This window comes from Parafrankia discariae (assembly GCF_000373365.1).
Lineage (GTDB): Bacteria > Actinomycetota > Actinomycetes > Frankiales > Frankiaceae > Parafrankia > Parafrankia discariae.
Window position 1 is genome coordinate 130183 of sequence record NZ_KB891102.1, and the last position, 20050, is coordinate 150232.

At 73.6% G+C, this 20050-nt stretch carries 19 protein-coding genes; 12 read left to right on the forward strand and 7 right to left on the reverse strand.

The window, feature by feature from the left end; all coding sequences use genetic code 11:
- Window positions 1-143: 143 nt before the first annotated feature.
- A complete protein-coding gene (locus B056_RS0100475; RefSeq protein ID WP_018499932.1) occupies window positions 144-773 on the reverse strand; it encodes a TetR/AcrR family transcriptional regulator in 630 nt (209 codons plus the stop codon).
- 89 nt (window positions 774-862) lie between these two features.
- Between B056_RS0100475 and B056_RS0100480 the strand changes: the two genes are divergently transcribed.
- The 3 genes from B056_RS0100480 to B056_RS0100490 all read left to right on the forward strand — a co-directional run bounded on the left by B056_RS0100480 (window position 863) and on the right by B056_RS0100490 (window position 4550).
- Window positions 863-1672 carry a lysophospholipid acyltransferase family protein gene (locus B056_RS0100480; RefSeq protein WP_018499933.1) on the forward strand — a complete coding sequence of 270 codons (810 nt, stop codon included), beginning with the start codon at window positions 863-865 and terminating at the stop codon, window positions 1670-1672.
- A 228-nt stretch (window positions 1673-1900) separates the two neighbouring features.
- On the forward strand, window positions 1901-3523 hold the full coding sequence (locus B056_RS0100485; RefSeq protein WP_026239169.1) for a sulfatase family protein: 1623 nt from the start codon (window positions 1901-1903) through the stop codon (window positions 3521-3523).
- Window positions 3524-3800: 277 nt separating this feature from the next.
- On the forward strand, window positions 3801-4550 hold the full coding sequence (locus B056_RS0100490) for a neutral zinc metallopeptidase (RefSeq protein WP_026239170.1): 750 nt from the start codon (window positions 3801-3803) through the stop codon (window positions 4548-4550).
- Between the two features lie 143 nt (window positions 4551-4693).
- Here the strand turns inward: B056_RS0100490 and B056_RS0100495 are convergent, their stop codons facing one another.
- Complete coding sequence (locus tag B056_RS0100495; protein ID WP_018499936.1) at window positions 4694-5227, reverse strand: pyridoxamine 5'-phosphate oxidase family protein; 534 nt, start codon at window positions 5225-5227, stop codon at window positions 4694-4696.
- Between the two features lie 387 nt (window positions 5228-5614).
- Here B056_RS0100495 and B056_RS0100500 point away from each other — a divergent pair, with 387 nt between their 5' ends.
- On the forward strand, window positions 5615-6457 hold the full coding sequence (locus B056_RS0100500; RefSeq protein ID WP_026239171.1) for an SAM-dependent methyltransferase: 843 nt from the start codon (window positions 5615-5617) through the stop codon (window positions 6455-6457).
- On the opposite strand, the gene B056_RS0100505 is transcribed toward B056_RS0100500, so the two are convergent.
- On the reverse strand, window positions 6432-6932 hold the full coding sequence (locus B056_RS0100505; RefSeq protein WP_018499938.1) for an ester cyclase: 501 nt from the start codon (window positions 6930-6932) through the stop codon (window positions 6432-6434). The two genes, B056_RS0100500 and B056_RS0100505, sit on opposite strands and share 26 nt — an antisense overlap.
- 142 nt (window positions 6933-7074) lie before the next feature.
- Between B056_RS0100505 and B056_RS0100510 the strand changes: the two genes are divergently transcribed.
- From B056_RS0100510 to B056_RS0100520, 3 genes are all read left to right on the forward strand, one after another.
- Complete coding sequence (locus tag B056_RS0100510) at window positions 7075-8562, forward strand: TetR/AcrR family transcriptional regulator (RefSeq protein ID WP_018499939.1); 1488 nt, start codon at window positions 7075-7077, stop codon at window positions 8560-8562.
- Window positions 8563-8856: 294 nt separating this feature from the next.
- Window positions 8857-9171 (forward strand): hypothetical protein, encoded by a 315-nt coding sequence (locus tag B056_RS0100515; RefSeq protein ID WP_018499940.1) that lies wholly within the window; start codon window positions 8857-8859, stop codon window positions 9169-9171.
- Window positions 9172-9185: 14 nt separating this feature from the next.
- On the forward strand, window positions 9186-10685 hold the full coding sequence (locus tag B056_RS0100520; RefSeq protein ID WP_018499941.1) for a class I adenylate-forming enzyme family protein: 1500 nt from the start codon (window positions 9186-9188) through the stop codon (window positions 10683-10685).
- 113 nt (window positions 10686-10798) lie between these two features.
- Here the strand turns inward: B056_RS0100520 and B056_RS0100525 are convergent, their stop codons facing one another.
- Genes B056_RS0100525 through B056_RS0100535 form a run of 3 tightly spaced genes read right to left on the reverse strand, consistent with a single transcriptional unit; the run spans window position 10799 to window position 14485 of the window.
- A complete protein-coding gene (locus B056_RS0100525; RefSeq protein ID WP_020572239.1) occupies window positions 10799-11503 on the reverse strand; it encodes a VIT1/CCC1 transporter family protein in 705 nt (234 codons plus the stop codon).
- A 17-nt stretch (window positions 11504-11520) separates the two neighbouring features.
- Window positions 11521-13509: an APC family permease gene (locus B056_RS0100530; protein WP_018499943.1), complete on the reverse strand. Its 1989-nt coding sequence runs from the start codon at window positions 13507-13509 to the stop codon at window positions 11521-11523.
- A gap of 28 nt (window positions 13510-13537) precedes the next feature.
- Window positions 13538-14485: a hypothetical protein gene (locus B056_RS0100535; protein ID WP_018499944.1), complete on the reverse strand. Its 948-nt coding sequence runs from the start codon at window positions 14483-14485 to the stop codon at window positions 13538-13540.
- A 238-nt stretch (window positions 14486-14723) separates the two neighbouring features.
- Here B056_RS0100535 and B056_RS0100540 point away from each other — a divergent pair, with 238 nt between their 5' ends.
- Window positions 14724-15659 (forward strand): sulfotransferase family protein, encoded by a 936-nt coding sequence (locus B056_RS0100540; protein WP_018499945.1) that lies wholly within the window; start codon window positions 14724-14726, stop codon window positions 15657-15659.
- 116 nt (window positions 15660-15775) lie between these two features.
- Window positions 15776-16093 (forward strand): STAS domain-containing protein, encoded by a 318-nt coding sequence (locus B056_RS0100545; protein ID WP_035749792.1) that lies wholly within the window; start codon window positions 15776-15778, stop codon window positions 16091-16093.
- Here B056_RS0100545 and B056_RS0100550 read toward each other — a convergent pair.
- Complete coding sequence (locus B056_RS0100550; RefSeq protein WP_020572240.1) at window positions 16090-17115, reverse strand: sigma-70 family RNA polymerase sigma factor; 1026 nt, start codon at window positions 17113-17115, stop codon at window positions 16090-16092. The genes B056_RS0100545 and B056_RS0100550 overlap by 4 nt on opposite strands.
- A gap of 137 nt (window positions 17116-17252) precedes the next feature.
- Here B056_RS0100550 and B056_RS0100555 point away from each other — a divergent pair, with 137 nt between their 5' ends.
- From B056_RS0100555 to B056_RS34645, 3 genes are all read left to right on the forward strand, one after another.
- Window positions 17253-18662, forward strand: coding sequence for a hypothetical protein (locus tag B056_RS0100555; protein WP_018499948.1), 1410 nt, complete (start codon window positions 17253-17255; stop codon window positions 18660-18662).
- Window positions 18649-19710 carry a glutamate ABC transporter substrate-binding protein gene (locus B056_RS0100560; protein WP_026239173.1) on the forward strand — a complete coding sequence of 354 codons (1062 nt, stop codon included), beginning with the start codon at window positions 18649-18651 and terminating at the stop codon, window positions 19708-19710. Before B056_RS0100555 ends, B056_RS0100560 begins: the two co-directional genes overlap by 14 nt.
- A 144-nt stretch (window positions 19711-19854) precedes the next feature.
- A complete protein-coding gene (locus B056_RS34645) occupies window positions 19855-20046 on the forward strand; it encodes a hypothetical protein (protein ID WP_018499950.1) in 192 nt (63 codons plus the stop codon).
- Window positions 20047-20050: the final 4 nt, after the last annotated feature.

Here is a 20050-nt window from a genome sequence, read left to right on the forward strand (position 1 = left end):
CTCCGGGGCTTCGGGCCTTGGGGACTTCGAGTCTTCGGGAACTTCGGGAACTTCGGGACTCGGGAACTTCGGCGATCCGGGCTTCGGCAACTACGGGAATCCGGTCATCCTCGCCCACAGTCTCGGTGCCGGGAGCAGGCGGATCAGCGCGGCCCGACGTCCGGGCACAGGTGGACACCGATCGCCTCGACGACCAGGTCGGTGGGATCGGGTGATCCGGTGACCAGCCCCAGGCTGTCGTTGGCCGCGAGCACGGCGATGCCGTGCAGGTGCGTCCACGCCAGCAGGGCCCGCCCGCGCGCCCGCTCCGCAAGGTCAGCCGGGTCAGCGCCGGCCCCGGCGGGCGGCGGGGGCAGCGCGGCCCGGACGAGATCGGTCCAGGCGTCGAACAGCGGCAGGCTCCGCCCGCGGAGGTTCTCCCCCGACCCGACCAGGATGTCGTGCCGGAACATCAGCTCGAACATGGCGGGCCGTTCGCGGGCGAACCGGACGTACGCGGATCCGGCGTGGACGACGCACTCGCGCGGGGAGGCTCCGGCCGCCTCGCGTCCCGCCCGGACCCGGGCCAGGCGGGACGTGAGGTCGGCCAGCCCGCCGCCCGCGATCGCCGCGAGCAGCGCCGCATGGGTGGGGAAGTACCGCCGGGGCGCGCCGTGTGAGACGCCCGCCTGCCGCGCGATCGCCCGCAGGCTGACGGCGGCCAGCCCGCCCTCGTCGAGCATCGCCGTGCCCACCTCGACCAGCCGGCACCGCAGCGTCCCGTCACCCGTCACGTAGACAGTGTCTACTATCCGATGGGTAGACACTGTCTACCCATCGGGAGGCCGCTTGCCGGCCGGGCGAGTCAGGAGTGGGCGGACACATGGTGTACTGGCTGATCAAGCTGCTGGTGGTGGGACCGCTACTCGGCCTGCTGGGACGTCCGAGCGTCACCGGCGCGGAGCACATCCCACGCCGCGGGCCGGTCATCCTGGCCGGCAACCACCTGGCCGTGGCCGACTCGTTCTTCCTGGTCCGCCTCGTCCCCCGGCGGATCACGTTCCTGGCCAAGCAGGAGTACTTCACCGGGCGGGGAGCGCGGGGGCGGCTGGTCCGCTGGTTCTTCACCGCCGCCGGGCAGGTGCCGGTCGACCGGCGCGGTGGCGCCGCGGCGGCCGGGGCGCTCACCGCCGCCGTCCGGGTCCTCGATGCCGGCGGCGCGTGGGGGGTCTACCCGGAGGGCACGAGATCACCGGACGGCCGGCTCTACCGGGGCCGGACGGGGGTGGCCCGGGTCGCGCTCGCCACCGGGGCACCGGTCGTCCCGGTGGTGGTGAAGGGAACCGAGGCGGTGAGCCCACGCGGCCGGCGCCGCTGGCGCCGCGGGCGGGTCCAGATCGTCGTCGGCCGCCCCCTGGACTTCTCCCGGTACCGCCGCGTGCTGGCCGACGGCCCGCCGGGCCGCCCCGCGCCGGTCGAGCGGATGGTGCTCAGATCCGCCACGGACGAGCTCATGCGGGTGCTGGCCGAACATTCGGGCCAGGAGTACGTGGACGCCTACGCCGCGGACCACCACCGACCGGCCCCACGCGGGCACACCGCGCCTTCACGCCGAACCGAGTTGCCAGACCAGCGCACGGACCGGATCAGGCCGACTCACCTCGGCGGCCCCCGGAACCACCGGAACCGCTGAGACCCCCCAGACCCCCGAGACCCCCCAGACCCCCGAGAACGCCGAGACCGCCCGAAGGGCTGGGCGGATCGACCCGCGGATTCCTCGGCCGGATGAGTCGGCGGCTCCCGGGCCGCCGATGCTCACATCCGGGGCACATGTTCCGTTCGCCTTTCTCGAATCCGAGCCGACCAGGATGGGCCGGCCGTCGCCCGCCGGCCCGGCCACGGTCGAGAGAAGGAGCGCTCTGTGCCTGGACGACATCGACCCCGCGGAACCCGTGCCCGGATCGGGACGGCCGGTCTCCTCGTCGCGGCCCTCGGCGCGGCGGTGTTCGCCGCCGCGGGCGGCCCGGAGCCCTCGACACCACCCGGCCTGTCGGCCACGCCGCTGGCGGCCGACACACCTTTGGCGGCCGACACGCAGCGGCCCAACTTCGTCTTCATCCCCGCCGACGACCTCGACGCGACCACCTCGCCCTACTGGGCGGCGATGCCGAAGACGGCAGCGCTCATCCGGGACGCCGGCCTGACCTTCACCGAGAGTTTCGCGCCCACCCCGATCTGCTGCCCGGCCCGCGGGTCGCTGCTCACCGGGAAGTACGGGCACAACACCGGGGTGCTCACCAACAGCGGCGACGAGGGTGGCTGGGCGACGTTCGCGGCGAACGGCAACGAGGAGCACACCTTCGCGAAGTACCTGCAGGACGCCGGCTACGACACCGCGCTCGTCGGCAAGTACATGAACGGCATCGAGGACGCGCCCGACCACGTTCCTCCGGGCTGGACGGAATGGTATGGCAGCGTCGACAACTTCTTCTACACCGGCTACGACTACGCGCTGAACGAGAACGGGACGATCGTGCACTACGGCGGGCCGTCCGACCCGGCGAACTACTCCACCGACGTCGTCGCCGCGAAGTCGGTGGACTTCCTCCGGCGGGCGGCGGCGAAGGACGAGCCGTTCCTGCTCTACGCCGCCTCGACCGCGCCGCACCTGCCACTGCCGCCCGCGCCGCGCGACAGCGACAATCCGTTCACGGACGATCTCGCGCCGCGCTCGCCCAACTACCGGGAGCCGGACGTCAGCGACAAGCCCGCCTGGCTGCGGACGAGCGCCGGGGTCCGCTCCGCCCAGGTGAACCTGATCAACGACACCGACTACCGGAACCGGATGGGATCACTGCTCGCGCTCGACGACATGGTCGGCGACATCGTCACGACGTTGCGCGACACCGGCGAGCTCGACCACACCTACCTGGTCTTCACCTCGGACAACGGCTACAACCTCGGCGCGCACCGACTGATCCACAAGATGGCGCCGTACGAGGAGTCGCTGCGGGTCCCGCTGGTCGTCGCCGGGCCCGGGGTGACCCGGGGAACCGACGACCACATGGTCGCCGCGATCGACATCGCGCCGACGTTCCTGGAGCTGGCCGGGGTGCCCGTCCCGGCCGACGTCGACGGCCTGTCGCTCGCGCCGCTGCTGCGCGGACAGGACCCGGCCCGGTGGCGCTCGGACCTGCTGGGCCAGTACGCCGGCCCGGGCGGCCAGGGTGACGACGGCATCGCCGCCGAGCAGGTGCCCGGCCGGCCGATCGTGGCGGCCGCCACCGACCCGGTCGCCCACTACCTGGACATCCCGGCCTGGAGCGGGCTGCGGACCGACCGGTACACGTACGTGCGCTGGTACGACACGGACCGGACCGTGGTCCACGAGCGCGAGCTCTACGACCTGTCCAACGATCCGTACGAGCTCACGAATCTGCTGGCGACCCCGGCGGGACGCGCGGCGAACGCCGAGCTCGTCGCCCGCCTCGACAGCCGCCTGGACTCCCTCGCCGCCTGCGCCGGAGCGACCTGCCGGACGTGAGCCCGGGTAGGGACGAAATCCGCTCCGGGCGGGGTTCCGGCCCGGCCCGGAGCGGATTTCGGATGACCCGTCGGTGCCTCCCGGAACGGGTACGGGACGACCGTCACACAATGCCGCGGACCGCATGGCGAAGGTCACCCGCACGGCGTTGCCCAGGCTGAACCGGTAGTCCGGGAATACGGGCACACCCATTTCGGCCATCCCGGGGACGGCGGGTGTGCCATGGAGTCGACCGACCCCGCCCCGGGTGGCCGAAATGCCCTCTACGGTGGCCGTCGTGCGCGCCAGAAAGGCCGTTGCGGCCGTATTCGCCCTTTCGTTCTTTCTGCTTGCGGGCTGGTTGGGCATCCCGCCGACGGGTGCCTCGGCGGCCTGGGCACAGACCCCGTCCTGCGGAGGGAAGATCGGAACCCTGGCGGATGTCGACACGCTGATCTCGGAGCCCGCCGAATGCCCGGGGTCGGTGAACGGCTACTGGCGCGCCCACCTGGGCACCGCGTGGACCCAGCCGCACTACGTCCCCTACCGCAACGGCGAGATTCCCAGGATCGCGTGCGCGGACGGCGTCACTGACCCGAAGGTGTTCGCCGACAACGCCCTCTACTGCACCACCGACGACACGGTCGCGTACAGCACCGACTTCATGGCCCAGCTCAACCAGAGCGGCGGGCCGTCCTACCCGGCTTTCGTGATCATGCATGAGCTGGGCCACCGCGGCGATCGGATCGGCGGGACCCTCGGTTCGGTGTCCCGGGCCGAGGAGAACCAGGCCGACTGCCTGGCCGGTGGCCAGGCCCGCTTCGCGGTCGACGCGGGCCGGCTCACCTCGACCGACGCGGTGAACGGCTCGATGCTCTTCTTCAGCCTCGGCGACACCCGCGGCGGCTGGTTCGACCAGGAGGCGTCCGCCCCGGACGCGCACGGCACGCCGATGCAGCGGGCGCAGGCCTTCGACCTCGGCTACCAGCAGGACATCTCCGCCTGCCGCCGCATCGGCCAGTCCCCGAACGGCAGCGTCACGGGCTGACGACGGCACGGACGGCACGGGGGCACCGGCCGCCCGGGGGCACCGGCGGGCCCGGCGTCCCCGGCGCCGGGTCGGCGGCCGGCTCGACGGGCGGCCCAACGGCCGGCTCGGCGGGCGGCCCAGCAGCCGGCTCGGCGGGCGGCTCAGCACTCGTCGGCGGACGGCGGACGGGTGGTCGTCCGGCCGGAGACCGAGTCCCAGTGGATACGGACCCAGCTCGGCCGCTCGAGGTTCACCGACCAGGGCGCCAGCCCGCGGCCCTCGAGCCGGGCGATCTCGGTGTCCTCCCGGACGGCTTCCGCGCACCCGTTGATCAGCACGCTCCAGCCGACGCCGACGGTGGCGTCATAGCCGTCCACCTCGAAGGCGACGACGCTGTGGTTGGTGGCGGCGGAGAGCTTCGAGCCCACCCGGGAGCGGAACGCGACGGTGTTGCCGTCCACGATGTAGTTCACGGGCAGCACCAGGATCTCGCCGTCCGCGACGAACGCGACCCGGCCCATCCGCTCGCCGGCGACGAGCCGCACGCAGATGTCGAAGGTCAGGACGCCGAAGCCGGCGTGGTCACGCGGGATACCCGACCGGGGGATACCCGCCTCGTCGGTGGTGCGCTGCGCAGCACCGGAGCCCAGCGGAGCGCCGATGGTCGCCGGAGCAGGAGCGTCGGTCCGCGTCATGACGGCCTCCGTGGTCGTAGGTCGCCGCCGGGGCGCCGGGCGGCGTCGCCGGGTCGGCGCTGGTCCGGTACCGAGGTGATCCCTCGGTACCTGGGCCACCGTAGGCGCGGCCCGACCGGGGTGGGCAGTGCCTGTCGCCGCCGGCCGCCGGTGCATGCGGCCGGTTCGGGACCCGTCGTCCGGACGCGGCGGGCAGGCCGGATGGCCGCCGCGCCCACGCTGACCCGGGCCGCCGGAGCGGGCGCGGCCCAGCGCTGACGTCGGTCCCGGCTCCGCCGCGGACACCGACCCGGACGCCGGCCCGCACCGGCCGGGACGAAGGCCACACCCGTGCCGCAATGGGCCGACCGTCAGCACCCGGCGGATGGGCTGAACTACGTTCGGTACATGAACGAGGTTCCGCGGGGCGTGGGACGGACGGCTCTGGCCACGGCCTGGATCCGGGCCGGGGAGAACGACCGCCCGGACCGGCTGTTCGACGACTGGCTGGCACCGGCGTTCGTGGCCGCGGCCGGCGACGCGGTGCCGCTGCTCCCGCCCGACGCCGAGCACCGGCTGGGCGAGCTCACCGAGGTGATGACCACCTATCTGATCGTGCGGACCCGCTTCTTCGACGACGAGCTGCTCGCCGCCGCGCAGGCCGGGATCAGGCAGGTGGTCCTGCTCGCGGCCGGTCTCGACAGCCGCGCCTTCCGGCTCTCCTGGCCGGCCGGGACGCGTCTTTTCGAGGTGGACCGGCCGGACATGCTGACCTTCAAGGAGCGGGTCCTGACCTCGGCTGGGACCCGGCCGCGGTGCGAACGCCACGCCGTGCCGGCCGACCTGACCGAGGACTGGGTCGACCGGCTCCTCGACGCCGGTTTCCGCCCGGACGAGCCCACCGCCTGGCTGGCCGAGGGCATCATCGTCTACCTGTCCGCGGAGGAGGCCGAACGCCTGCTCACCGACGTCACCCGCCTCTCGGCGCCGGGCAGCCGGCTCGCGCTGGAGGACTCGAAGGGCCTGGCCGACGAGATGATCGAGCAGGCCCGGCATATCCCCCCGCTGGGGGAGTTCGCCGACCTGTGGAAGGGCGGCCTGGAGGGGGCCTCCCCCGCCTGGCTGGGTGACCACGGCTGGCGCGGCCGGGAGATCGACTCCACCACCGTGGCGACCGGGCTGCACCGGCCGATCCCGGAGCGGCTGCCGGTCGCCGGCTACTTCGTCACGGCTCAGCGCACGGCGGGGTGAGCTGACACGGCCGCGAGCTGGCTGACACGGGCTCTGGCTCTGGCTCGGCCGCGGGCTCTGGCTCGGCCGCGAGCTGACGGTACAGGTGGGCCGCGTCGAAGTAGAAGCGGTTCTCCGTGATGTGGCCGCCCTGGACCCGGTAGACCTCGGCGACGCGCACCGAGACCCGCCGGCCGGTGGGCGCCAGGGCCTCCCCCGTGGGCGTGGTGAACGTCGCGGCGTGCGTGGCGACGAGCGTGTACTCCTCGACGACCATCTCGCCCTGCTCGGCCAGGACGTGGGTCCGCACCGTCAGGTCGGTGAAGGCGGCCAGGAACCGGGCGCTGTAGTCGGCGACCGCGTCCCGCCCGGTGAGCCGGACCGGGCCGGGCGCCTCCAGGACGACGTCGGCGGCGAGCAGCGACCGCAGCGTGACGTCGTCCGCCTCGTCGAAGGCGGTCAGCATCCGCCGCACCGTGTCCAGCGCCTCGCCCATGTGCCTCCCCCTCATCCAGGTGCCCGCCCCGCCGGGACCGCCGAGAGCCGACCAGCCGACTCAATTCCACCTTTCGGCGGGCAACGGCGTTCCGCGCCGCGGAACGGAATGCAGCGCGATCCGTTCGCATACTCTGACATGGATGTCCGAGAACGAGATCCTGCGACGGGCGAGCTACGGCCCCACCAGTCCGGTGGTGGGGGCACGCGGTTCACGCACCCGCACGCGCATCGTCGACACGGCGCTGGCGCTATTCGAGGCCCAGGGCTTCCACGGCACGTCGGTGGACGACATCGCGAAGGCCGCCGAGGTGTCCCGGGCCACGCTGTACCAGTATTTCGAGAGCAAGGAACAGATCTTCGTCGAGCTGCTCGAGGAATGCGGCGGCGCGCTCATGCGGGTGGTTCGCCGCATCGGCCCGCTGGAGCCCGGCGAGCTCGGCTTCGACAATCTGCACTGGTGGCTCGGCGAGTGGGCCTGGGTGTACGACAGGTACGCGACGATGTTCGTGCAGTGGGCGAACGTCAGTTCGCCGGGCACCGCGATACCGCCACTGGTCAGCCGTTTCTCGGCCGCCTACCGGGACCGGATCGCGCAGCGGCTCGCCTCCTCGGGGGTGACCGGCCTCGCCCCGGCCGACGCCGCGCTGGCGCTGACGGCGCTGGTGAGCAGCTGTAACTACACCCGATACGCGCAGACACCGCCCGGTCGGGAACAGGGCGGAGCCGGGCCGGCCGCCCGCGGCCCGGCGGCGGGCACCGACTACCTGACCGACAACCTCGCCGTGCTCGTCCAGCTCATCCTTTTCCCGCACACCCCGGTGAGTGTTTTCGCCCAGCTGGGTCGGGAGATCCCCACCCCGCGCCCACCGAGCACCGGAGAACGCCTCTGGTCCGCGCCGGCCACGGCGGCCGACCCGCCACCGGTCCTGCCGCCGGACGGGCGCCTGCGGCAACTCAGCAGCCGCGCCACGGTGACCGTCCGGCGACTTCTCGACGCCGGGATCAGATGTTTCACCGAAAAGGGCTACCACCAATGCTCGGTCGACGACATCGTCACTGAGGCGGGTTACGCACGCGGCACCTTCTACAAGTATTTCGACGAGAAACTCGACCTGTTGGTGGCGCTGAGCGACGAGGCGATCGAGACGATCACGGAGCTCGACGGCCGGCTGCGGCGGATCGGCCCGACCGTCGGCGACGACCCCACCGGGCTGCGGAGCTGGCTCGGCGACACCGTCGCCTTCCACCTGCGGTATCTGGGCGTCACCCGGGCCTGGCTCGACCGGCGGCCGTGCCACCCGCGTCTGGACGCGGCCCGCCGGCTCGTCGGCGAACGGCTGCACACCGGCTACCCCGCCCTGCTGGGCCCGGCGCGCTGGTCGCATCCGCTCGACCCGCGGGTCGCCAGCATCGCGTTCTTCAGCCTGCTGGAGCGACTGCCCGAGGCGATGGTGGCCGCCGAACCGGACCGCCCGCTGGAGGAGATCGTCGACCTCGTCGCCACGGTGCTGGAGCGCGCGCACCTGTGCCCCCGCGGCGGCCCCCGCGACTCCCACGGCTCCCGGCCCGGCGACGCCGGCGCGGACGCCGCCTCCGTCCCCTCGGGGCACCGCCTCCCCCGCCCCTGACGCTTCTCGGCTCGGACCTCCCCCGGCCCTGACACCGGCTCCTCGCCGGTGCCCCCGCCCGCTCCTCACCCGCTCCTCGCCGGCGGCCCCCGTCGTCACCGTCGGGGACCGCCGGCCGCACGTCCGGTGACCCTCGCGTGCCAGACGGGCCCCCGGTGGATCACCGACCGGCGCGGGGCCCGGCAATCTGCTGGTGGCAAGGCATCTCGGCGGCAATTCTGAGAGTCTGGTGACAGGAGAATGGCCCCTGCGCGCGGATGTGCGGCGGGATGCCCGAACGAGGAGGTCACACGGGTGAGCACCCTGGTCAAGCCGGGTACGCGTTACAAGTCCACGGTGTGCGACACCGAGGTGATCGTCGTCAAGCCGGCGGCGGGCGCCGTCGACCTGCGCTGCGGCGGGCACCCGGTGATCGAGGTCGGCGCGGAGGCACCCGCCGGGCTCACCCTCGACCCGGCGTTCAGCGCCGGCACCCCGCTGGGCAAGCGGTTCGCCGACCCCGAGTCCGGGCTCGAGCTGCTGGCCACCAAGGCGGGCGCCGGGTCACTGTCGATCGGCGACGTTCCGCTCCCGCTGAAGGACGCCAAGCCGCTCCCCTCCTCGGACTGACGGGCGACAGGCACATGCACCTCGGGATGCTGTTGGAGATGGCCGCGGACGGTCTGGCCGACCGGGTCGCGCTCGGTTCCCGCGTCGGCGGGCTGAGCTTCGCCGAACTCGCGCACCAGGCGCGCCGGGTCGGTGCCGCGCTGCAGGCCCTGCCTGGAGACCGGGTCGGGCTGATCGACCTGAACTCGCCCGCAGTCCCGCTGGCCCTGTTCGGGTCGGCGATCGCGGGCAAGCCGTTCGTGCCGATCAACTACCGGCTCGCCGACGAGCAGCTGCGCGCGATCGTCACCCGGACCGCGCCGGCCACCGTCGTCGTCGGGGCCGGCGTCGCCGAACGGCTGGGCGACATCGACGGCATCCACCTGGTCACCCGGGACGAGCTGCTCGCCATCGCCGCGGACGCCGACGCCAAGGAGGCCGACGGCTGGGGCGGCGACCCCGAGGACATCGCAGTGCTGCTGTTCACCAGCGGCACCACCGGCGAGCCCAAGGCCGCCGTGCTGCGCCACCGCAACCTGACCGAGTACGTCATCTCCACGGTCGAGTTCGCCGGTTCCGCCGAGGACGAGGTCGCGATCGTCAGCGTCCCGCCGTACCACATCGCCGGGGTGTCGGCGTCCTGCTCGTCGACCTACTCGGGACGTCGGGTCGTCCAGCTCGAGAGCTTCGAGCCCCGGGCCTGGGTCGAGCTCGTCCGGGCGGAGTCGGTCACGCACGCGATGGTGGTGCCGACCATGCTCGGCCGCATCCTCGACGTCATCGAGGCCGACGGCCAGGGGCTGCCGTCCCTGCGGTCGATCTCGTACGGCGGCGGGCCCATGCCGCTGCCGGTCATCGAGCGCGCGGTCTCCGCACTCCCGCACGTGGGGTTCGTGAACGCCTACGGGCTCACCGAGACCTCGAGCACGATCGCCGTCCTCGGCCCGGACGACCACCAGGCCGCGATCAGCAGCGACGACCCGGAGGTACGGGCGCGGCTGGGGTCGGTCGGCAAGCCGCTGCCGAGCCTGGAGGTCACGATCCGCGACCCGGGCGGCCAGGAGGTCCCCACCGGCGAGCACGGTGAGATCTGGGTCCGCGGCGGGCAGGTCTCCGGCGAGTACCTGGGCATCGGGCGGGTCGAGAACGACGGCTGGTTCCCGACCCGCGACGAGGGCCACCTCGACTCGGGCGGCTACCTGTACGTCCACGGCCGGCTCGACGACGTCATCGTGCGCGGCGGGGAGAACATGTCCCCGGGCGAGATCGAGGCCGTGCTCATCACCCATCCCGCCGTCGAGGAGGCCGCCGTCGTCGGCATCCCGCACCGGGACTGGGGCGAGCAGGTGGTGGCCGCGGTCGTCACCTCCGGCGAGGTCACCGAGGACGAGCTGCGCGGCCACGTGCGCGCCCAGCTGCGGTCCAGCCGCACCCCGGAACACATCCAGTTCCGCTCGGAGCTGCCGTTCAACGAGAACGGCAAGCTGCTGCGCCGGGTACTGCGCACCGAACTCCAGGAGGCTTTCCCCTCCTGACCGCCGGTTCCGCCGGCCGCGGCCGGCGCGGCAGGCTTCGAAGTGAGGTGTGACAGCGGCTCATCGAGTGGCTGTCACACCTCACTTCCGGCGGGGTCCGCGGCGCGGTGGTGTCAGGTGATGAAGGTGTTGACCAGGATGCCGATGCCGTAGGTGGCGGCGGCGGCGACCGACCCCAGCAGGAGCTGACGGCCGCCGCTGTAGAACGCCGAGCGCTCGGTGAAGCGGCTGACCGCGGCCCCGAGGGCGAACAGCCCGAGGCCGGCGAGCACCGCCGCGGTCGCGAACGAGGCGAACCCGGCCAGGTAGGGCGCCACCGGCACCAGCGCGCCGAGGGCGAACGCGCCGAACGACGCGCCGGCCGCGCCCAGCGGTGACGGCAGGTCGTCCACGTCCAGGCCGAGCTCGTTGCGGGCGTGCGCGCGCAGCGCGGCGTCCGGGTTGCGGGCCAGCTGACGGGCGACCGACTCGGCGGTCGGCGCGTCGACCCCCTGGTCGCGGAAGAACCCGGCCAGCTCGGCGTGCTCGGCCTGCGGATACTGCTCCAGCTCGCGCCGTTCGACCTCGATCTGCGCCCGCATCGCCTCGTTCTGCGAACGGACGGAGGTGTACTCCCCGGTCGCCATCGAGAACGCCCCGGAGGCCAGGCCCGCGAGCCCGGCCAGCACGACCGCCGGCCGCCCGGCGGCCCCACCGGCGAACCCGCTGATCAGCGCGATGTTGCTGACCAGCCCGTCCATCGCCCCGAACACCGCCGGACGCAGCCACCCGGCGCCCGCCGAGTGCCCCGACGGATGCGCCTCCCCTGTCCCGCTCAAGTGCCGCACATCCCCGCTCAGGCCACGTGGACGAACGGGCGGCGCTGCGGGTCGGGCTCGGCCTCGCGGAGGATCTCCCGGGTCGTCGAGGCGACCTCGCCGACTCCGAAGAACACGAAGCGCGCCAGGTTCTGCAGCGGGTTGCCCTCGGACCACTCGAAGTACACGTTCGGCCTGGTCCCGGTGAGGTCGCGCAGGTGCAGGAGCAGGGCCGCGATCGCGTTCGGGACGGAGTTGCTGGTGAGCTGCAGGATCCGGTACCCGTGCCGCTCCCGCCCGCAGACGTCGAGCCCGCCCTCGAACTCCGACGAGTCCGGGACGACCACCTCCAGGAACAGCGGGCGGGCCGCGCGCGGGACGTGCAGCACCTCGTGCGCCTTGCCGGCCTTGTCGGCGTACTCCGCGGCGTCGCCGGTGTCGAACTCGTTGGCGACCAGGTGCAGCGACCCCGAGCGGGCCGCCTCGGTGACCCACCGGGTCGCCGTCTCGTCGAGCCGAACGCCGGTGACCCGCAGCTCGAAGGACCGCACGGCCCGGGAGACGAAGGAGATCACCAGGATCGACAGGATGAAGATCGAACCGATGATGAGCCCGTCCGGCCGCTCGACGACGTTCGCGACGGTCGTGTAGACGAACACGGCCGCGATGGCGCCGAACCCGAACACCGCCCGCCGCCGGCCGCGGCGCGCGGCGGAGATGGTGACGGCGACCGACGCCGAGGTGATCAGGACGAGCACCCCGGTCGCGTAGGCCCCGCCCTGCTTGTCGACGCTGGCCCGGAAGATGACCGTGACCGCGAAGCCGATGACGGTGAAGACCAGGACCAGCGGGCGCACCGCCCGGGCCCAGTGCGGAGCCATCCCGTACCTGGGCAGGTAGCGGGGAACGAGGTTGAGCAGGCCGGCCAGCGCCGAGGCGCCGGCGAACCACAGGATCGCGATCGTGCTGACGTCGTAGGCGGTGCCGAAGACGTTGCCCAGTTCCTGGTGCGCCAGATACGCCAGCGCCCGCCCGTTCGCCGGGCCGCCGGGCTCCGCGAGCCGCTCGGGGATGAGCACCGTCGTCGCGAGGCTGCTGGCGAGCAGCAGCACGGCCATGATCAGCGCGGCCGTGGTGAGCAGCCGCCGCGCGCCGCGGATCCGGCCGGCGAGGTTCGCGTCGGTGTCGGCCGAGTCGGCGGTGTCGGCGGTGTCGGCGGTGTCGGCGGGGCTGTCGGTGTCGGCGGGGCCGCCGCGGATCAACGGCATCACCGCGACGCCGGTCTCGAAGCCGGAGAGTCCCAGCGCGAGCTTCGGGAAGACGATCAGGGCCACGCCCACCAGCGCGAACGCGTCCGGATGCTCGGCCACCAGCAGCGCGTGCCAGTCGTCGAGCAGGGACGGGTGGGTGGCGACCTTGTACAGTGACACCGCGATGACGACCACGTTCAGGGCCAGGTAGACCACGACCAGGACGACGGCGATCCCCACCGCCTCGGTGAACCCGCGCAGGAACACGGCCGCGAGCAGGGCCAGCAGCACCAGCGTGACGGCGACCTCGTGGCCGGCGAGCAGGTCCGGCGCGTACGGGTTCTCCAGGATGTGCGCGGAGGCGTCCGCGGCCGAGAGGGTGATCGTGATCAGGAAGTCGGTGCAGGCGAAGCCGAGGAGCACCAGGACCAGCAGCTTGCCCTTCCACCAGGAGAGCTGCTTCTCCAGGATCGCGATCGAGCCCTCACCCCGCGGGCTCTCGCCGGCGACCCGCCGGTAGACCGGCAGCGCCCCGAACAGCGTCACGGCGACGAGCACCGCCGTCGCCACCGGGCTCACCGCGCCCGCCGCGAGGATGGCGATCCCCGGCTGGTAGCCCAGTGTGGAGAAGTAGTCGACGCCGGTCAGGCACATCACCCGCCACCAGTGATGGCGGGGCTGGTGCGGTTCGGGCTGCGCGTGCGGGCCGGGATGGCGGCGGGCCTGCTCCGTCCCGGCGAGCAGCCAGCCGCGCAGGCCCTCCCTCCACGGTGTCACCGCGCCACCCCGATGGGCCGGGGCCGGTTCAGCGCGGCGGGTGCAGGTCGGTGCGCAGCTCGTGCGACCCGTCGGGACGGGCCTGCTCGTAGTACAGCCGCTGGCCGCCGTCGGGCAGCGGCACCACGGTGACGTACCGCAGCGCGCCGCCGTGCGGTGAGACCGCGATCGGCGCGTCGCCGACCGCTTCGAACCCGTCGAGCCCGCCGACGGCGATGCCGGTGCGCTCCGACCAGTTCTCCGCCGCGTTGGCCCGACCGTCGTAGTAGGCGACGGCGTCCGGCGGGGCGCCCGTTCCGTCGGGACCGCCCCCGGCGCCGAGCAGGACGGCGGAGATCCGGACCCCGCGGGCGTCCCACGCGCCGGGCCGGGGCGCGAGGGCGGTGCCCTGCCACGTCCAGGTCAGCCCGTCCGGGCTGGTGGCGTGCCGGCTGTCCATCCGGTCGGTGGCCGCCGGGTCGTCCAGCGGATGGCAGGAGGCCCACAGATGCCACAGGCCGTCGTGCCAGACGACGACCGGGTCCTTGACCGCCGTCAGGTGGTCGCCGGGGAGCACGGTGCGCCGGGTGGCGGGGTCGAAGGCGTCCGGCGTGTCCGCCTCGAGCACGTCGACCCACCAGTGCGGGCTGCCCGGCGTCGCGCAGCTCACGTAGAGCCGCCAGCTTCCCCACGGGGTGGGCACCAGGGCCGGCCGTTCCAGCGACTCGGTGGGGAAGGCGTCCCGGGGAATCGTATGGATCGGGGTGAACCGCTCACCGTCATCGGAACGGGCGATCACCACCGCGTACCCACGGCCGTGCCCGACCGGCCGGCGCAGCCGGTAGGCGAGGTAGAACGTGCCGTCGACGAGCACGGCGCTCGGCGCCCCGGCCCAGAAGCCCGGCCCCTCGCCTGGGGGAGACACCACCGTCACCGCGCTGCCCGGTGTGGGCAGGGGCACGTTCACCGTTGTCCGCTCGACCTCGTACGTCACCACGGGCGGAATCCTACTTAGCTGATGAACAAACCCGGCAGCCGACACGAACGGTCACCCACCGCAGTTGATCCGGTGGTCCGACCTGGGCGTCGGCCGTAACGTCGGCCGGACCGCCGGCCTGTCACCGACCGCCCGCGGGGGCGGCCGGCGCGACGCTTTTCACCTTTTTTCCATCGGGAATGTCCCTTAGTCTGATCCGATCCCACATCAGCCGCGCCGGCCCCTGGAGCAGTCGTCGATGTCCCTGCCCGACTTCCTGGTGATCGGGGTTCCCAAAGCCGGCACCACGGCGCTGCACGCCGCGCTCAGCCGCCACCCCGAACTGTTCCTCTCCAAGGTGAAGGAACCGAAGTTCTTCCTCTCGGACGGCCCGCCGCCCGCCCGCGGCGGGCCCGGGGACGCGCAGACCTACCAGGAGCACATCTGGCGCCGGGCGGACTACGAGGCGCTGTTCGACCCCGCGCCCGACGGAGCTCTGCGCGGCGAGGCGACGCCGTTCTACCTGTACGACCTCGACGCGCAGAACCGTATCCGCCGGCTGGTCCCGAAGGCCCGGCTCGTCGTCCTGCTCCGCAACCCGGTCGACCGCGCCCACTCGAACTGGACGCATCTGTGGGCCGCCGGTCTGGAGTCCGAACGTGACTTCGTGCGGGCGTGCGCCCTGGAGGAGAGCCGACGCGACGCCGGCTGGGCGCACTTCTGGCACTACGTGAGCCAGGGGCTCTACGGCCGGCAGCTCGAGCACCTGTACGGCCTGTTCGCCCGGGAGCAGGTGCTGGTGCTGCGCTACCGCGACCTGCGGGACTCCCCGGTGCAGACGCTCGACCGGGTGTGCGAGTTCCTGGGCGTGCAGACCGGGCTGCTCGACGCCGTCCCGTCCCAGAACGTGACGCCGTTCGTAGCCGACACGGCGGCGAACGCGGTGCTGCGCGCCGCCCTGCGCACCGGTGGGCGGATCGGGCACCACTTCCCGGCGCCGCTGCGCGCCGTGCCCCGCGGGCCGCTGCTGACGGCCCTGCAACGGCAGCGGGGCGGCCGGCCGACGATGACACCGCGGGAGCGTGCCGCCGTCCTGCCCTACTTCACCGCGGACATCGCGCTGCTCGAGCAGGTCACCGGCCAGTCCTACGCCGACTGGCTCACCGTGGGCCTCGAACCGGACGTCATCGACTGATCCGGCCGGCCCGGTGCCTGGCCGGGGTTGGTGGCGGGGCCGATGAGTTCCGGGTAACCGATCGGTCTGTGCCGGTGGGTGGGCCACGGTGCGCGCCCACCGACGGGAGGCCGATCATGCCTGATGACGGATCGCCGCCGCCGGGCCCGGCCACGGTGGTGCTGCCGTTCCCGCCCGGGCTGCGGCGGGCGGCCGTTCCCGAGCTGTGCGCGCGGCTCGACAGGCTCCTGCGCTCCGGCCCGGAAGCCACCGTCATCCTCGACACGACCCCGGTGGGCCGACCGGACGCCGTCGTCGTCGAGGCGATCGCCCGGCTCGCGCTCGTCGCCCGCAGGCACCGCCGGCCCGTCCAGGTGCACGCGCCACCGCGGGTCTGGGAGCTGCTGGCCCTCACCGGCCTCGCCCCGCTCGTCGGACGCCCGGGGCAGCCCTAACCAGGCAGCCCGGCCGGCAGGCCGAACAGCGGGAAGAGACGTTCGACGTCCAGGAACGTGTTGATGCCGGCGACCCGCCCGGCCGAGATCTCCAGGACGACCAGGCCCCACGGGTCGTGCCCGGCGCCCGTGGCACTGGGCCGGTACTGCCCGAAGGCCGGGTGGCCGTTGGCCACGGTGGGCAGCAGCCGCGAGCCCCGGCAGCCGCGGCCGGTGCCGAGCATCCACGCCTGGACGTCGGCCTGGCCGCGCAGCCACAGGCCCAGCGGCGGCATCGACATCGTGACGTCCTCGTGCAGCAGTGCCGTGAGGGCCTGCAGGTCGTACCGCTCGAACGCCTCGACGTAGCGGGCGAGCAGCTCCCGCTGCCCGGCGTCGGCGGGGCGCAGCGGGTCGGCGGTGGAGATCTCCGCCGCGGCGATCGTGGCGCGGGCCCGTTGCAGGGCGCTGTTGACCGAGGCGACGGAGGTCTCCAGCAGGTCGGCGACCTCGGCAGCCGACCAGTTGAAAACCTCGCGCAGGATGAGCACCGCCCGCTGGCGGGCCGGCAGGTGCTGCAGCGCGACGACGAACGCGAGCCTGATCGTCTCGCGGCGGGCGGCGAGATCGGCGGGGTCGGCCGCGGCGGCGGCGCTGGAGTACACCTGGCCGTCCGGCGCGGGCACGATCCAGGCCGTCTCCGGCAGCGGCGCCGGCAGCGGGGAGTCGGCCGCCGACGGGCCGGCGAGATCCATCGGCCGGGCCCGCCGCTGACTGGCGCCGAGCATCGACAGGCACACGTTCGTCGCGATGCGGTACAGCCAGGACCGCAGCGCGGCCCGGCCCTCGAACCGGTCGAGGCCGCGCCAGGCGCGGATCATCGTGTCCTGCACGGCGTCCTCCGCCTCGAACGGCGAGCCGAGCATGCGGTAGCAGTAGCCGGTCAGCTCACGGCGGTACGGCTCGAGAAGGTTCTCGGCACCCGCCGCCGCCCCGGCGAGAGCGATACCGCCCGTTCCGCCACCCGGAAGCACATCACCCATCAGAGGCCGCCTCTCTTCGCCTTCCTGACTCACCGCAAGGCTAGCCAGCACCTCCGACAAAACCACCGCGACCATGACGCGCATCCGACAGCGCGCGCGTCTTTCTCTGCGCCACAGCAGAACTAAGATCATCAGGCATGAGCACGGTGGCAACGCCGTCCGCGGCACCTTCCACCTCGCCGGCCGCCGGCCCGGCGAGGGCCAGCCCGGCGACCGCCGGCGCCGTGACTGCCGGCGCGGCGCCCGCGGGCGCCGCGGCCGTCGCGGCGGCGGCGGGGGCGATCCGGCGGCGGAGCCGGACCCCACCCGGATTCCTGCGTCTGCTGTCCGTCGGGCTCGTGCTCGTCCTGCTGGTGACGCTGTCCGTCTGCCTGCTGGCCACGCTCTCCCGCCAGCACGCCGTGGACGCCCTCGCCCACGACTCCGGCGCGTCGTTCGTCGCGGCGCAGCAGTTGCACGCCGAGCTCTCGGTGGCCGACGCGACCATGGCCCGCGCCTTCCTCGCCGGCGGCGTGGAGCCACCGGCCCAGCGGACCGCCTACCAGGAGAGCATCGCCTCGGCGAGCGGGCGCATCGTCGACCTGGCACTCGCCGGCGGCCCGCGCGAGCCGCTGAGCGTCCTGGCGGCCCAACTGCCGGTGTACACCGGACTGATCGAACGGGCCCGCGCGAACAACCGGATCGGGAACGTCGTCGGCGGCGCGTACCTTCGCCAGGCCTCCGAGCTCATGCAGACCAGGATCCTGCCGGCGGTCGACCGGCTGGCCGCCGAGGACGCGGTGGACATCGACCACGGCTACACCCAGGCGACGCGCTGGTACCAGCCCGTCCTCGTCGGCGTGGCCGCCGCCGCGGCGCTGGCGGCCCTGGTCGCGCTGCAGATCCGGCTGTTCCGGCGGACGCACCGGATGTTCAACCTCCGGCTGGTCGCCGCGACGGCGCTGGTCCTGATCGCGACGGGTCTCACCCTGGTCGCCTTCGGTGTCTCCCGGGCCCGCCTGGTCGACAGCCGCGACGACGCCTTCCGGCCGATGACGATCGTCGCCCAGGCGCGGGTGCTGGCGCTGCGGGCCTGGGGCGACGAGAGCCTCTCCCTGATCGCCCGCGGCAACGGCGACGAGTTCGACGTCGACGCGCGCCGGGTGACCGCTCGTCTCGGCTACGACCCGGCGGGCCGTCCCGCCGGTACGGGCACGCTCGCCACCGCGGCGGCGCTGGACGGCCCGGACGCGCCGGGACGGGACGCGCTCGTCCCCGACTGGGAGCGCTACCAGGACACGGCCGTCCGGGTCCGGGACCTGATCCGCGACGTCGGCGGCTTCCAGGACGCCGTCCGGCTGGCCCTCGGCGAGGGAACCTCGACGTTCACCCGCTTCGACGGCGACGCGGAGACCGCGTTCACCGCGAGCCGCGAGCGTCTCGCCGTTGGGCTGAGCTCCGCCGCGGGCGCCTATGACGGGGTGGCCGCCGGGACGGGCGCGGCGCTCGGGCTGGCGGCGCTCCTCACCCTGGCCGGGATGCAGTCGAGGATCAATGACTACCGGTGACGGCGCCCCGCCGAGGTCGGTGACCGCCCGCCGCACGCCCGCCAGCCGGGTGACGCTCATGCTCGTGGGGCTCGTGATCCTCCTCGGCGCCTGTGGCACGGTCGGCAGCCCGCTCCCCGAGCAGGCCCGGGCCCTGCCGGCGGCCGGCGCCGCACCGGCTGCCGGCACGACGCCGGGCCCCACCGCGCCGGGCCGTACCGCACCCGCACCGGGCGGCGGGACGCCGCCGGCGGCCGGCGACTGCGGGGACCCGACGGCCAGCCTGCGCCCGCCCGCGGAGCTGCCGTCCCCCGGGGCCATGCCGGCCGGATCCCACCTGGAGACCATCGCCCGGCGGGGCTACCTGACCGCCGGCGTACTCGCGGATGTGCCTCCGTTCGGATACATCGATCCGTTCGACGGCGAGTTCGCCGGCTTCGACGTCGACGTGGCCCGGCTGATCGGGCGGGCGATCTTCGGCGCGGACGGTCACGTCCGGTTCCGGGCCGTGACCTACCCGGAACGGATCCCCGTCCTGCGGGACGGCACGGTCGACGTGGTCGTGGCGACGATGACGACGAACTGCGAGCGCCGCGCCCAGGTGGACTTCTCCGCGGTGTACTACGAGGAGGCGAACCGGGTACTCGTCCCGACCGACTCGCCCTACCAGGGCATGGCGGACCTCGGCGGTCGCCGGGTCTGCACCGCGGCGGGGACGACGACCCTCGACCACCTCAGGAACGCGGACCCGCGGCCGGTCGCCGTCGCCGCGCCGACCATCGGGGACTGCCTGGTGGAGCTGCAGGCCGGAGGGGTGGACGCGATCACCACCACCGAGGCCATCCTGGCCGGGATGGTCGCCCAGGATCCGCGGGTCCACATCGTCGGGCCGAGGCTGACGCCCGAGCCGGACGCCGTCGGCGTGAGCCTGAACCACCCCGATCTGACCCGGTTCGTCAACGGCGTCCTCGCCCGGGCGATCGCCGACGGCAGCTGGACCCGCCTCGCCCGCACCTGGCTCCCCGGGCTCACCCCCACCCCACCGACCGCCGTCTACCGCGACGAGTAGGCCGGTGGGCCCGCGCCGGCGGGAACGGCTGGGGCCGCGCGGTTCCGGGAGCGGGTGGGTCGTCGTGCGTCGGGCCGGAAACCGGGTGACGACAACACGACAAGTCCCGATCGGAGGAGTACCGACGATCTAGCATCAGCGATCATGCGGAGGGTCGGACGCGGGCCAGACCGCCGACGCCGGCGGATCATCCCGAGGATCACGCCGAGCACCACGTTCCGGGCGATGGTCCTCGCTGTCGTCTCCCTGCTCGGCACCACCGGGGCCTGCGGGACCGTGCCGAACGCGCTGCCAACCGCGGGCGGTCCCCTGCCGGCCGCCGCCTACCGGGACTGACCCC